At 64.3% G+C, this 12661-nt stretch carries 14 protein-coding genes; 11 read left to right on the top strand and 3 right to left on the bottom strand.

The annotated features are described in order from the left end of the window. Window positions 1-6 precede the first annotated feature (6 nt). The 3 genes from CAP2UW1_RS16965 to CAP2UW1_RS16955 form a co-directional block, all read right to left on the bottom strand. The gene (locus CAP2UW1_RS16965; protein WP_041567896.1) at window positions 7-486 is read right to left on the bottom strand and encodes a copper chaperone PCu(A)C; all 480 of its coding nucleotides are present in this window, start codon (window positions 484-486) and stop codon (window positions 7-9) included. 65 nt (window positions 487-551) lie between these two features. Next, window positions 552-1190, bottom strand: coding sequence for an SCO family protein (locus tag CAP2UW1_RS16960; RefSeq protein ID WP_015767854.1), 639 nt, complete (start codon window positions 1188-1190; stop codon window positions 552-554). Between the two features lie 18 nt (window positions 1191-1208). Continuing rightward, entirely contained in the window at window positions 1209-1787 is a 579-nt protein-coding gene (locus tag CAP2UW1_RS16955; RefSeq protein WP_412566832.1) for a hypothetical protein, read from the bottom strand. A gap of 173 nt (window positions 1788-1960) precedes the next feature. Between CAP2UW1_RS16955 and nosZ the strand changes: the two genes are divergently transcribed. The 11 genes from nosZ to CAP2UW1_RS16900 all read left to right on the top strand — a co-directional run bounded on the left by nosZ (window position 1961) and on the right by CAP2UW1_RS16900 (window position 12482). Next, on the top strand, window positions 1961-4258 hold the full coding sequence (gene nosZ / locus CAP2UW1_RS16950; RefSeq protein WP_015767852.1) for a Sec-dependent nitrous-oxide reductase: 2298 nt from the start codon (window positions 1961-1963) through the stop codon (window positions 4256-4258). Between the two features lie 90 nt (window positions 4259-4348). Continuing rightward, complete coding sequence (locus CAP2UW1_RS16945) at window positions 4349-4666, top strand: c-type cytochrome (protein WP_015767851.1); 318 nt, start codon at window positions 4349-4351, stop codon at window positions 4664-4666. 119 nt (window positions 4667-4785) lie between these two features. Next, window positions 4786-5520, top strand: a complete 735-nt coding sequence (locus CAP2UW1_RS16940; RefSeq protein WP_015767850.1) for a c-type cytochrome — start codon at window positions 4786-4788, stop codon at window positions 5518-5520. Window positions 5521-5536: 16 nt separating this feature from the next. After that, complete coding sequence (locus CAP2UW1_RS16935) at window positions 5537-6526, top strand: hypothetical protein (RefSeq protein ID WP_015767849.1); 990 nt, start codon at window positions 5537-5539, stop codon at window positions 6524-6526. Between the two features lie 3 nt (window positions 6527-6529). Beyond that, a complete protein-coding gene (nosD, locus tag CAP2UW1_RS16930) occupies window positions 6530-7945 on the top strand; it encodes a nitrous oxide reductase family maturation protein NosD (RefSeq protein WP_015767848.1) in 1416 nt (471 codons plus the stop codon). After that, window positions 7942-8832 (top strand): 4Fe-4S dicluster domain-containing protein, encoded by an 891-nt coding sequence (locus CAP2UW1_RS16925; protein ID WP_015767847.1) that lies wholly within the window; start codon window positions 7942-7944, stop codon window positions 8830-8832. Before nosD ends, CAP2UW1_RS16925 begins: the two co-directional genes overlap by 4 nt. Beyond that, window positions 8832-9794, top strand: coding sequence for a NapH/MauN family ferredoxin-type protein (locus CAP2UW1_RS16920; RefSeq protein WP_015767846.1), 963 nt, complete (start codon window positions 8832-8834; stop codon window positions 9792-9794). The genes CAP2UW1_RS16925 and CAP2UW1_RS16920 overlap by 1 nt, the downstream gene beginning before the upstream one ends. A 12-nt stretch (window positions 9795-9806) precedes the next feature. Beyond that, window positions 9807-10679 carry an ABC transporter ATP-binding protein gene (locus CAP2UW1_RS16915; RefSeq protein WP_015767845.1) on the top strand — a complete coding sequence of 291 codons (873 nt, stop codon included), beginning with the start codon at window positions 9807-9809 and terminating at the stop codon, window positions 10677-10679. A gap of 13 nt (window positions 10680-10692) precedes the next feature. Further along, on the top strand, window positions 10693-11130 hold the full coding sequence (locus tag CAP2UW1_RS16910) for a hypothetical protein (RefSeq protein WP_015767844.1): 438 nt from the start codon (window positions 10693-10695) through the stop codon (window positions 11128-11130). A gap of 10 nt (window positions 11131-11140) precedes the next feature. Further along, window positions 11141-11968 carry an ABC transporter permease gene (locus tag CAP2UW1_RS16905; RefSeq protein ID WP_015767843.1) on the top strand — a complete coding sequence of 276 codons (828 nt, stop codon included), beginning with the start codon at window positions 11141-11143 and terminating at the stop codon, window positions 11966-11968. A 13-nt stretch (window positions 11969-11981) separates the two neighbouring features. Beyond that, window positions 11982-12482 (top strand): TlpA family protein disulfide reductase, encoded by a 501-nt coding sequence (locus tag CAP2UW1_RS16900; RefSeq protein ID WP_015767842.1) that lies wholly within the window; start codon window positions 11982-11984, stop codon window positions 12480-12482. Window positions 12483-12661: the final 179 nt, after the last annotated feature.

Here is a 12661-nt window from a genome sequence, read left to right as displayed (position 1 = left end):
GTCCGCTCAGTGCCTGCCGTGCGCGGATGCCTGCTCCGCTTCAAGGAGCGCCTGCGGCTTGCGCACCGGCGCGTCGACCCTGCTCATGCTGCCGTCGTCGAAGGTGAGTGTCAGCGCTACCGTTTCACCTTCTTTGAGAGGCTGTCGCAGGTCGATCAGCATCACGTGGTAGCCGCCGGACTTCAGTTCGGTTCGACTTTTCGCCTTGATCTCGATCGCGCTGACCTGGCGCATGCGCATGAGGCCCTGCTCGTTGGTGTGGGAGTGCAGTTCGACGGCGCGCGCCACCGGGCTGTCGGCCTTGACCAGTCGGCGGTCGCTCGTACCGTTGTTGGCGATGGTCATGAAGGCGGCGCTGTTCGGGGTGCCCGGTGGCACCATCCGCACGTACGGGGCGACCACCGTCAGGTCGGCTTCGCCGGCCAGGGTGGACAGCGGCATGGCCAGTGCGGCGGCGAGGGTGATGGCTGAGCTGCGGAACTTCATGGCCTTGAACTTCTCCGGTGGGCAAGTGCTGGTGGGGTCGGGACAGCCGTGGCAGGTGGGGCCGATCATCGGCTGGCTGCGCTCGCCAGTTGCTCTCGCACGGCGGCGACGATCTGTGTCGGCGTGGAGGCGTGCGGCAACGCGCCGGTCAGCCGGCCCTGTGGGTCGACCACGTAGGTCGCCGACGAGTGGTCTACGGCGTAGCGCCCCTCGGCGTCGGGCGCCTGCTTGTGGTAGCGGGCTCCGTATTGTTCGGCGACCCTGGCGATCTGCGCTGCCGTGCCGCTCAGGCCGACGATTTGCGGGTGAAAGAACGGCGTGTATTCCTGCAAGCGGGCAGCGGTGTCGCGCTCGGGGTCGACCGAGATGAAGATGCCCTGGACGCGTTCGCGTTCATTCGGTGCGAGTTCGGAAAGCGCCTGCGCCAGCAGCGACAGCGACGTCGGGCAGACATCCGGGCAATAGGTGTAGCCGAAGTAGATGAGAACCACCTTGCCGCGAAAGTCGCTCAGCCTGACGTTCCCCTGCGCTCCCTGCAGGGTGAACTCGCCGCCCGCCGGCGGGGCTGTCGCCGCCGGCAAGCGCTCGTGTGGCGCAATCCTGGCGATCGGCCGCGGTGGCACCGGCTCCCAGAAGACGGCGAGGAGGATCAGGATGGCACTCAGCGCGGCGATCAGCGCCATCAGCAGGGTTTTCGTGGGCATGTCGGTGCGGCCCTCGCGTCAATGGCCGGTGACGAAGCGGAACGGTACTGCCACCACGGCCAGGGCGGTGTGCACGAGGAGCGTCGCCTGCCATTCCATGGTCCCCGTGATACAGACCGGCAGGCTCGCCTGGCCGCGGAAGTGCATGCCGTCCGCCTGACGTTCTAGCTGCGGTCGGTTGTAGCCCATCTTCATCTCGGTGCCGGCAAAATCGACTTCGACCTTGCGCACGTCGCCTCCCCGGAAGGTGGCCTCCACCTGCAGCGGCTTGAGCGCCGGGATCGGCCGCGGGTCGATCGAGAACTCGAGTTGCGTCCCGTCAGGCAGCGTCGCCATGCAGGGCTGGCGACCCGGATCGCAACTCGACAGCGGCAGGGCGACATCGGTTTTCGGGTTGAGCAGGGGCGCCAGCTTGTAGCCGATGACGCCGAGGATGGCGAGTCCCAGCAGGATGGCTGCATCGATCAGCAGGTTCTTGGTCATCAGGTCGGTGTGGCGTGTGTTGTTGCGGTCGTTGACTTGGGGGACTCCATTGTCGCCGAGAGCCAAGGTCTCCCGGACAGGAGGGCAGACACCGGCGTCGAGCGTCGGTGGCAAGTGGGCGCAACTGCGATTGTGCGGCGCAGCAGCTTGGCAAAATTTTGATCCACCTTAAATTATCCGCCAGCGCTTGCGACCACAATGTGCGGCATATTGCCGCAGTGGCGGATTGTCGCAGGGCGATGGGGATGATGAGGGTACAACCCGAACCGACAACAGGGAGAGTCAAGATGAAATTCCGCACCAAGCAGGTCGCGCCATTGCTGCTCGCAGCAGGGTTCGGCTGCGCCGCCGTCGGCATCGCGTATGCCGCCGAATCGCTGCAGGACGTCATGAAGCGCCGCAACCTTTCACAGCAGGATCTGCTGGCCGCTTCGAAGACCTATGTGCCGACCGGCAAGCGCGACGAGTTCGTCGCCTTCTCGTCGGGCGGTCAGTCTGGGCAGGTGATCGTCTATGGCATTCCCTCGATGCGCATCCTCAAGTACATCGGCGTGTTCACGCCCGAGCCCTGGCAGGGTTACGGCTTCGACGAGGAGTCGAAGGCGGTTCTCCGGCAAGGCAGCATCGACGGCAAGGAAATCAACTGGGGCGATACGCACCACCCGGCGATATCCGAGACGCAGGGCAAGTACGACGGCCAGTTCCTGTTCATCAACGACAAGGCCAACCCGCGTCTGGCGGTGATCGACCTGCGCGACTTCGAGACCAAGCAGATCGTCGTCAACCCGATCTTCAAGTCCGAACACGGCGGCGCCTTCGTCACGCCGAACACCGAGTACGTGATCGAGGCCGCGCAGTATGCGACGCCGCTCGAGAACAAGAAGTTCTACCCGCTCGAGGAGTTCAACGAGAAGTACCGCGGCGGCGTCACCTACTGGAAGTTCGACCGCAAGGCAGGACGCATCGATCCCAAGCAGTCGTTCTCGCTCGAGTTGCCGCCGTACAGCCAGGATCTCTCGGATGCCGGCAAGGGCCCGTCGGACGGTTGGTCGTTCACCAATTCCTTCTGCAGTGAGCGCTACGTCGGCGGCATCGAAAAGGGACGGCCTCCTTATGAAGCGGGCTGCTCGGCCAAGGATACCGACTATCTGCACGTGATCAACTGGAAAAAGGCAGCCGAACTGGTGGCTGCCGGCAAGGCGAAGAAGATCAATGGCCACGACGTGCTGATGATGGACACCGCGATCAAGGAAGGCATCCTCTTCCTGGTGCCGGAACCCAAGTCGCCGCACGGCGTCGATGTGACTCCGGACGGCAAGTTCATCACCGTCGCCGGCAAGCTCGACACGCACGTCTCGGTGTATTCCTTCGAGAAGATCCAGGCGGCGATCAAGGCCGGCAAGTTCGAATCGAAGGATCCCTACGGCATCCCGGTGATCAATATGAAGGACGCGCTGCATACCCAGGTGCAGCTCGGCCTCGGGCCGCTGCATACCCAGTACGATGCCAAGCCCTGCGTCGCCTATACCTCGCTGTACGTCGACTCGCAGGTCGTCAAATGGAACTTCTGCGAAGGCAAGGTGCTCGACAAGATCAGCGTCCATTACAACATCGGTCACCTGATGACGATGGAAGGTGATTCGGTCGATCCCAAGGGCCGCTATCTGGTTGCCCTCAACAAGCTGGCGATCGACCGTTTCGTGCCGGTCGGGCCGCTGCATCCGCAGAACCACCAGTTGATCGACATCAGCGACGACAAGATGCAACTCCTCTACGACATGCCCTTGCCGCTCGGCGAGCCGCACTACGTGGTCGCCATCGAAGCCGGCAAGCTCAAGCCAGGCGTTCGCTACAAGGTCGGCACCAACAGCCGGACCGACCAGCCGAACCCGGGTGCGGTACGTGCCGGTGAAGAGAAGACGGTCAAGAAGGGCAACAAGATCGAAGTCTTCGGGACGCTGATCCGCTCGCACATCACGCCCGAAACGATCGAAGCCGAAGTCGGCGACGAAGTCACCATCCACCTCACCAACCTCGAGAGGGCACAGGACGAGACGCACGGCTTCACGGTTTCGACCTACAACGTGCACGCCTCGGTCGAGCCCGGCAAGACGGTCACGGTCAAGTTCAAGGCCGACAAGGAGGGCGTCTACCCGTACTACTGCACGGAGTTCTGCTCGGCGCTGCACCTCGAGATGCAGGGCTACCTGCTGGTCAAGCCGAAGGGCTGGAAACCGACCAAGACCGCCGGTACGGCGGGCGCCAACTACACCGAGGCCGACTACAAGACGCAGCTGAAGAAGGTGGCCGATACGCAGGCGGTGATCGACTCGGTCGTCGGCTACATCACGAGTGTCAATTACAAGGACTTCCCGGACGTGGTCAACATGATGGACGACGCCGTCGATCAGCTGGGCAAGATCAAGGACGCCAAGGCCAAGGCTGACGAAGCAGCCGGCAAGAAGGACTGGAACAACGCCGCGCTGTGGACCGAGCAGATCTGGCAGTACCAGGTCAAGGCTGCCGACCTCGGCCTGCGCGCCAAGACCTACCTCGAGCAGAACGGCGCCAAGAAGGTCAAGTAAGCCAGGTCATTCGTCTTGATGCAACTCAAGGCAACTCGGCGGGGAGCAGAGTTACTCTGGTCCCCGTTTTCTTATCAGGAAGGAATCGCCATGAACAAGCTGATGGCTCTTGTCGCACTCGCCGCACTCGCCGCGCCAGCCCTGGCCGCACCGGCCGTCGACGGAGCAAGACTGTACACCGAGAAGACCTGCAACGCCTGCCATGGTCCGGCCGGCAACAAGGCCTTGATGCCCGACTATCCGAAGATTGCCGGCCAGAATGCCAAGTACATCGAGAGGCAGATGCTCGACATCAAGAGCGGGGCGCGCGCGAACGGCAACTCGGCGGCGATGAAGGGCGTCATGCACCTCGTCAGCGATGACGAGATCAAGGCGCTGGCCGACTACATCTCGAAGCTCAAGCCCTGAGACGGCACGCGCGCGCTGTCTCCGCGGCAGGCACGCATGACTTGACAATTATCAACGTCAGACACCGGGGCGCTTGTTAGATTGGCACGTATCGATCCTCAAACAGTAGGGAGTGAGCAATGAAAAAACTGATTCTGGCGGTTTCCCTGGCGATGTTTGCCGCGGCCGCCGCGCACGCTGCGCCACCGGCACCCAAGGCGCAGGGCATTGAGGGCAAGGACTACAAGTGGAACGCCCAGGAGGGCGAGAAGAGCGAGGCGCTGAAGCTCAAGGGCGACAAGAAGCGCGGCGAGGAAGCCTACGAGGTATGCGGTGCCTGCCACCTGCCGTCGGGCGCCGGTCGTCCAGACGGCACCTTCCCGCAACTCGCCGGCCAGCACACTACCGTGCTGATCAAGCAGATGGCCGACATCCGGGCCGGCCTGCGCGACAACCCGACGATGTATCCGTTTGCCGCGACGCTGACCGACCCGCAGGAACTGGCCGACGTCGCCGCCTATATCGAGCAGCTATGCATTCCCGTCGAGCACGGCAAGTACGACGGCAAGGATCTCGACAAGCAGCTGGCGACCGGCAAGGAGCTGTACGAGAAGGAGTGCAAGGAGTGTCACGGGCAGAACGGTGAGGGGGTCAAGGACAAGTTCTACCCGGTGATCGCCGGCCAGCACTACAAGTACCTGCTGCGCCAGATGACCGAGATCCGCGACGGTCACCGGCGCAATGCCAACCCGGACATGGTCAAGATCATCAAGAAGTACAACAACGATCAACTGGTTGCCATTTCGGCCTACCAGTCGAGCCTGGTGATGCCGGGCAACATGTGCAAGGCCAAGGCACCGGCCAAGAAGAAGTAGCCCCGAGGATCGAAGCATGTCAGCAGCACCCGCCAGCAAGTCGAATCTGATCGTCACGGCACTCACCGCCGTGGCGACGGTACTGATGATCGTCGCCTACTTTTCGCCGATCTGGTGGGTCTCGCTGACGGCACCGAACTACCCGCCGGACGCCTTTCCAGACGGGATCCGCATCCATTTCCACTTCAACGGCGTCTTCAACGGCTGCAAGGCCGCCGGCAAGGGCACGCGCATGGCTGGCGAGATCATCCAGAAGGATATCTCGCACGAGGACGAACGCTACAACCCGATCACCGACAAGGGCAAGGACATCGATAAGGGTGCGCAGGGACTCGACTGCGTGCACGAAATGAACACCATCAACCACTACGTCGGCATGTTCCCGATCGCCACCGGCGCGCCGGTCGAGAAGCCGCTCGCCAAGTTCTTCTTCGGCTTCTTCACGGTGATGCTGCTCGGCTTCATGGTTCCCCGGCGCAAGACGCGCGTTCTCGTTCTGGCCGCCGGTTTCACGCTCGTCGCCGCCTGGATGCTCGTCGACCAGTACGTGCTCGGCGGGTTGGCGACGCACGTCGCCAACTACGTCAGCGAAACCGCGACCTTCTTCAACGAGCCCGAGAAGATCCGCGTCTGGGGCGACAACGTCACCAAGGTCACGCATCTGGTCATCGCCGGTACGCTCCTGGCGATGCTCGTCGTCGTCATCGGCGTCGCCCGGATTCGCGGCTTCTCGTTGCTGTTGGCGCTGGTTCCGGCGCTGCTGCCGGTCTTCTTCGTCATCACCTACGCCGGCTGGCTGTGGTTCTTCGGACACAACATGCATCCCTGGGGCGCTTTCACGGTCAAGCCTTTCATGCCGACGGTCTTCGGCGAGGGCAAGGTGGCGCAGTTCTCGACCTACTCGTATCCCTACTGGGGCTACGCGCTCCTCGTCGGCGTCATGGTCTGCCTGCTGCTGGCGCTGCTGATCCGGCGCAAGCAGGTGCGCGAGGGGTCGGCGGAGTAGGCCATGTTCAGCCGTCTGCTCGCGGCCGGGCTGGCTGGCGGGCTCGCCCTGTTCGTCCTGCCCTCACCGGGCGCCGAAGACGCACTGACGGCCCTGCAGCGCAGTGGCGCGCGCGGTAGTGGTCGCGTCGATGTGGCCGAGTCGGGCCGTAACGGCGCGATGGGCGCGCCGGCCGCCGCCGGCTGGGGCAGCATCGACGAGACAGCGACGATCCCGACCGTGCCACGCGTCCCCGGATTGCCTTTCCTGCAGGATCTGATCAACGCGGCGCCCGCCGGCTCGCTCCTCAAGCTCGACCCGGGACGCTATTCCGGGCCGGTGGTGGTCAACAAGACGCTGACCATCGACGGGCAGGGCGCCGTGACCATTGATGGCGGTGGCAAGGGAACGGTCTTCGTCCTGGAAGCGAACCAGGCCCTCGTGCGTGGCCTGCACCTGACCAATTCGGGCTCGTCGCACGATTCGGACGATGCCTGCCTGAACGTGCGCGGCGACCACAACGTGATCGAGGATCTGCGCATCGACAACTGCCTGTTCGGCATCGATCTCAAGAAGTCGAACGACAACGTCGTGCGCGGCAACACCATCCGTTCGAAACCCTTCGACCTCGGGACGCGCGGCGACAGCCTGCGGCTGTGGTACAGCCACCGCAACCTGATCGCCGGCAATGTCATCGAGGATTCTCGCGATATGGTCGCCTGGTACTCGAACGACAACCGCTACCTTGACAACGCTGCCCGGCGCAGCCGCTATTCGATCCACTTCATGTTCGCCGCCAACAATCTCGTCGAGGGCAACCGCTTCTACGACAACGCCGTCGGCGTCTATGTGATGTATTCGGGTGGCGGGGCGATCCGCAACAACCTGTTCTCGCACGCCAACGGGCCGACCGGCATGGCGGTCGGCTTCAAGGAAGCGTCCGACGTCGTCGTCGAAGGCAACGAGATCGTCTACTGCGGCGTCGGCGTCGGCCTCGACATGTCGCCTTTCGAGCCCGACAGCACGATCACGATCCGCGCCAACCGGATTGCCTACAACGGCGTTGGCGTCAGCTTCCTGGCCGACAAGGAAGGCACGCTCGTCGAGGGCAATTCCTTCGAGGGGAACCTGACGCAGGTCGCCCTGGGCGATGCCGGCAGCGCACGCCACAACGTTTGGCGTGGCAATTACTGGGATGACTATCAGGGCTTCGACCGCGATCGCGACAATGTCGGCGACCGGCCGCACGAACTCTACGCGTACGCCGATCAACTCTGGATGGAGGTGCCTTATGCCCGCTTCTTCCGCAATGCTCCGATGATGGAGATGCTCGATTTCCTCGAGCGCCTGGCGCCGTTTTCGACGCCGGTGCTGTTGTTGCGTGACGTTCGGCCCGTATTCGAGAAATCCCGCACGAGCAGCGAGAGGGCTGGCCAATGAGCGATCCGAAAAGTGACGACAAAACCCTCGAGGCGACTGCCGTGACGCCTTCAGAGAACCCGCCCGCCGGCAGCAAGCGAGCGCCGGTGCGCAGGCAGGCCAACCGGCGCCGCTTCATTCGCTCGGCGGTCATGCTCGGTGGCGTGCTTGGCCTGGCCATGTTGGGCTACATCCCGGTGGCCAACGCCCGCAACCGGCGTCTGCGGCCGCCGGGCGCCCTCGAAGAAGGCGATCTCCTTTCGTCGTGCATCAAGTGCGGTCAGTGCGTGCAGGTCTGCCCGGTAGCGGCGATCCGGCTCGACGACATCGCCAGCGGCTTCGGTCTCGGCGTGCCCTACATCGATGCGCGCGCGCAAGCCTGCGACTTTTCCTGCGATGCGGTGCAGTGCATCCTGGCCTGTCCGACCGGCTCACTGACCTACCGCAAGCCGGGCTCGCTCGGCACGCGTGCCGGCATGCCGCTGGCCCGGCCGCCGGTGCTCAAGGCCAAGGAAGCCGACGCCGAGCCGACGCTCAACCTTGCCGAGCGCATCGGCGTGGCGCGCCTGTCGCGGCCCGACGCGTGTCTGGCGGTGCAGGGCAGGCGCTTCAGCGGTCAGGCGCGCGGTGCCGACTACCGCGGGCGCTTGCGCTACGTGGCGGTCGATCGCTGGAAACCGATCGGCGTGCGCGACCATCCCTACGAGCGCGATCTCTGCAACCTGTGCGTCAGCGAGTGCCCGATCAAGGAGGCGATCACCATGGCCGAGACGATCGCTGCCGACGGCAGCAGGCACTACCGCCCGCAGGTGCTCGAGCAGTGCGTCGGTTGCGGCGTTTGCGAAATGATCTGTCCAGTCGAGCCGACGGCGATCGTCATCGATCCCCGTCAGCCCTGGAGCGCGTGATGAGCCAGTTCGAGCGCCTACGCGTGATGTTCGGCGCCGCACCGCGGAAGTCTGTCCTGGTGACGCCGGAAGCGCAGCAGGTGCACAGCCTGAAGCGGATGACCAAGGCCGATTTCGAGGCGCTCAAGCAGCACGCCCGCGATCACCAGCTGGTGACCCACAAGTGGCGCAATCGCCGCTGGGCGGTGCTGCTCCTCGTCAACCTGTTGTTTACCTTATCGTTCTGGCTCGACATCCAGATGCTCGAGGGAGCGCTGACCGCCTCGCGTCTGGTCGGCTTTCACCTGATCGACCTCAACTCGGCGCTGCAGGTGATGCTCGCGCACAAGCACATCATCGTCAATCTGTTCATCGGCACGGCGACCGTTTTCGTCATCTGGGCGCTGCTCGGCGGGCGCTCGTTCTGCTCCTGGGTCTGCCCCTACCACCTGTTGGCCGAGTGGTTCGAGTGGCTGCACCTCAAGCTGGCGGCCCGCAAGCTGGTCAGCGACCACGAGTTCCACCGCGGTGTGCGCTCCGTGTTCTGGGTCGTCTTTGCGGCGCTGGCGGTGCTGACGGGCTACACGGTTTTCGAGACCATCTCGCCGACCGGCATCCTGTCGCGGGCGCTGATCTACGGGCCGTCACTGGCGCTTGGCTGGGTCTTGCTACTGCTGGTCTTCGAGGTCGTCTACTCGCGCCGCGCCTGGTGCCGCTATGTCTGCCCGATCGGTTTGACCTATGGTATGGCGGGCGCCATTTCGCCGCTGCGGGTCGACTACCGGCTGGAGAAGTGCTTCCACGAAGGCGATTGCCGCAAGGTCTGTCTGGTGCCGCATGTCCTTGACGTGGTCATCAAGGGGCGGGCCGCCGCGTTGACCACGCCGATCGGTCCGGACTGCACGCGCTGCGGTCTCTGCGTCGACGTCTGTCCGAGCGGGGCGCTGGTCTTCGACGTCAAGGGCTTGCAGAAGCTGCTCTGAGGAAGCGCACCCATGATCCGTTTCGCAAATGTCGGCAAGGATTTCAGGAAGCATCGCGTCCTTGACGGCGTCACGCTCGAGGTCGCGCTCGGCGAGCGTATCGCGCTGATCGGCTCGAACGGTGCCGGCAAGACGACGCTGATTCGCTGCCTGCTTGGCGAATACACCCACCAGGGAACGGTGACGATAGCCGGCGGTGCGCCGCGCAGCGAGCGGACGCAGGTGCTTGGCAAGATCGGCTTCGTGCCGCAGTTGCCTCCGCCGCTGAAGATGCCGGTCGGCCAACTGGTCAGCTTCGCCGCCGCCGTCTGCCGGTCGGACGCCGGGCGCATCCATGCCGTTGCGCGCCGGCTGGGACTCGCGGTCGACGAGATCCTGACCCTGCCGTTCAACCGCCTGTCGGGCGGCATGAAGCAGAAGCTCCTGATCGCCATTGCCCTGGGGCGAGATACGCAGGTGCTGGTGTTGGACGAACCGGCAGCCAATCTCGATCCGGAAGCGCGCCAGATCTTTTTCAGCCTGCTCGCCGAGCGGCTCGACAACACGACGATGATCATTTCCAGCCACCGCCTCGACGAGGTCGCGTCGCTGGTCAATCGCGTCGTCGAGATGGACACCGGCAGGATCGTCCTTGATGATCGCGTTGCCGAGGAGTCGAAACTGTCGGCGCTGTTCCAGGTGCACCTGACGCTGGCACGCGCTGATGCGGCGATTGCCAGGACGCTGGCCACGTGGCAGTTTGCCGACCGGCGCGCGGGGGTCGAGTGGCACGGCACCGTTTCCGGGCCCGACCGGCTCCGCTTCCTGGGCATGGTTGCGCGTTATGTCGGGCTGCTGTCGCGCATCGAAATGCAGGAAGTGGACGCGAAGGTCGTCTTCCAGTGAGGCGGCGAAGCGCATGAGGCGACGTCGTTTCCTTGCCGCCTTGCTCGGGAGTGGCGTTGGCGTTTCGCTTGCTGCCTGCAGCCGCGAGCCGGAGAGCGGACCCGTCGACATCAAGTGGGACCGCGATACCGACACGCGCTGCGGCATGGTGATCAGCGACAGGCGCTTCGCGGCACAGATTCGCGATCCTCGGCGCAAGGTCTGGAAGTTCGACGACATCGGTTGCGCCGTCTTCTGGCTGGCCCAGCAGGCCTTCAACGAGGAGACGCCGCAGACCGAGTACTGGGTGGCCGACCAGCGCACCGGCGCCTGGCTGGACGCCCGCCAGGCGCATTACCTGCCAGGCAGGAAGAGCCCGATGGGCTACCATTTCGCGGCGGTAGCCGCCCCCGAAGCCGGTACGCTGTCGTATACGGAAATGAAGCAGCGCCTCCTGGCGCGCGGCAAATGAATCGACTCCCATGAATGCACTGCTGCTGACCGCCCGCCTGGACATCGTCGAGTCGCTGCGCGCGCGCTGGTTCCTGATCTACAGCCTGGTTTTCGGCGGTATCGTCGCGCTGCTCTTCGCCTTTGGCCTGACCGAGTCGCGCGTGCTCGGCTTCATCGGCCTGTCGCGCCTGCTGGTGACCTATATTCAGCTGACCATGGCGATCCTGCCGGTGTTCGTCCTGATCACGACGGTGCGCTCGGTGGCCGGCGACCGCGAGGCCGGCGTTTTCGAGTACCTGCTGTCGCTGCCGGTATCCTTGTCCGCCTGGTTCTGGGGAAAGATTGTCGGTCGCTACGTCGTCATCTTCCTCCCGGTGTTCGTCGCGATGTTCGCGGCCGTGTTGTGGTCGCTGTTCAAGGCGATCGAAGTGCCCTGGGGGATGTTCTTCTACTACACCGGGTTGCTGGCGGCCATGGCCTGGTGCTTTCTCGGCATCGGCATGCTGATCTCGACGCTGGCGCGCAGCACCGATGTGGCGCAGGGTGCAGCGTTCATGGTCTGGCTGTCCATGTTGTTGTTTCTCGATCTGATCCTGCTCGGGATCATGATCCAGGGGCGGGTCGCGCCGGAAGTGGCGGTCGGCATCGCGCTCCTCAACCCGCTGCAGGTCTTTCGTACCGCGGCGCTGGCGATGTTCGACCCGCAACTGATCGTCCTGGGTCCGTCGGCTTACGTCATTCTCGATCTCTTCGGCAGTAGCGGCTATCGTGTCTATGCCTTGCTCTATCCGTTGCTGATCGGTTCGTCGTGCGCACTGATCGGCTATCTGACGTTTCGTCGCAGTGATCTGCCGTGAGCCGAGGACGGCGATGAAGCGCCTGCTCGTCGCGCTGCTGTTTGCCCTGCCCGGCGCGACCGGGGCGGCCGACGGACTGGCGTCGGCCGCCCCCCTCTTTGCATTGACGCTGAACAGCGCCGATGGCCAGTCGGTCGCGCTGGGCTCGCTCAAGGGAAAACCGCTGCTGGTCAACTTCTGGGCACGCTGGTGTCTTCCCTGTCGGCGGGAGATTCCCGATCTCGCTGCGGTGCACGCCAGATACCGCGGCCGCGGACTGGTCATCGTCGGCATCGCCGTCGAAGACGACGCCAACCGTGACAGCGTGCGCGAGTTCGCCACGGCCTACGAGTTGAACTACACCTCGCTGATCGGCGGCATGCCGGCGAGCATCGACCTGATGCAGACGCTGGGCAACGGCAAGTCCGGCCTGCCGTTCACCGTCGTCATCGACCGGGGTGGCAGGATCCGCAGCAGCAAGCTCGGCGCGATGAGTCAGGCCGAGATGGTTGCCGCGATTCAGTCGGTCCTCTGAGCGGCGGCGCAGCGATGGTGCCGCGCCAGCGACGATGTCTCGCCGATCGGCGATTCGCACGATCCGGCGGAACGTGCTTGCGACAAGGCCGCCACTGTGACGATAATGGCCGGTGCGAAGTGAGCCGAAAGCGGGCCGAAAGCGGGCCGATTTTCTGCGCCACGGGCGCTGGATGGATG

The sequence above is a fragment of the Candidatus Accumulibacter phosphatis genome, assembly GCF_000024165.1.
Lineage (GTDB): Bacteria > Pseudomonadota > Gammaproteobacteria > Burkholderiales > Rhodocyclaceae > Accumulibacter > Accumulibacter phosphatis.
This window is presented reverse-complemented; position numbering and strand designations above follow the sequence as displayed.

What these genes read in the sequence shown, in the direction of transcription:
- CAP2UW1_RS16965 (WP_041567896.1), bottom strand. Translation starts at nt 486, where the DNA reads ATGAAGTTCCGCAGCTCAGCCATCACCCTCGCCGCCGCACTGGCCATG.
- CAP2UW1_RS16960 (WP_015767854.1), bottom strand. Translation starts at nt 1,190, where the DNA reads ATGCCCACGAAAACCCTGCTGATGGCGCTGATCGCCGCGCTGAGTGCC.
- nosZ (WP_015767852.1), top strand. Translation starts at nt 1,961, where the DNA reads ATGAAATTCCGCACCAAGCAGGTCGCGCCATTGCTGCTCGCAGCAGGG.
- CAP2UW1_RS16945 (WP_015767851.1), top strand. Translation starts at nt 4,349, where the DNA reads ATGAACAAGCTGATGGCTCTTGTCGCACTCGCCGCACTCGCCGCGCCA.
- CAP2UW1_RS16940 (WP_015767850.1), top strand. Translation starts at nt 4,786, where the DNA reads ATGAAAAAACTGATTCTGGCGGTTTCCCTGGCGATGTTTGCCGCGGCC.
- CAP2UW1_RS16935 (WP_015767849.1), top strand. Translation starts at nt 5,537, where the DNA reads ATGTCAGCAGCACCCGCCAGCAAGTCGAATCTGATCGTCACGGCACTC.
- nosD (WP_015767848.1), top strand. Translation starts at nt 6,530, where the DNA reads ATGTTCAGCCGTCTGCTCGCGGCCGGGCTGGCTGGCGGGCTCGCCCTG.
- CAP2UW1_RS16925 (WP_015767847.1), top strand. Translation starts at nt 7,942, where the DNA reads ATGAGCGATCCGAAAAGTGACGACAAAACCCTCGAGGCGACTGCCGTG.
- CAP2UW1_RS16920 (WP_015767846.1), top strand. Translation starts at nt 8,832, where the DNA reads ATGAGCCAGTTCGAGCGCCTACGCGTGATGTTCGGCGCCGCACCGCGG.
- CAP2UW1_RS16915 (WP_015767845.1), top strand. Translation starts at nt 9,807, where the DNA reads ATGATCCGTTTCGCAAATGTCGGCAAGGATTTCAGGAAGCATCGCGTC.
- CAP2UW1_RS16910 (WP_015767844.1), top strand. Translation starts at nt 10,693, where the DNA reads ATGAGGCGACGTCGTTTCCTTGCCGCCTTGCTCGGGAGTGGCGTTGGC.
- CAP2UW1_RS16905 (WP_015767843.1), top strand. Translation starts at nt 11,141, where the DNA reads ATGAATGCACTGCTGCTGACCGCCCGCCTGGACATCGTCGAGTCGCTG.
- CAP2UW1_RS16900 (WP_015767842.1), top strand. Translation starts at nt 11,982, where the DNA reads ATGAAGCGCCTGCTCGTCGCGCTGCTGTTTGCCCTGCCCGGCGCGACC.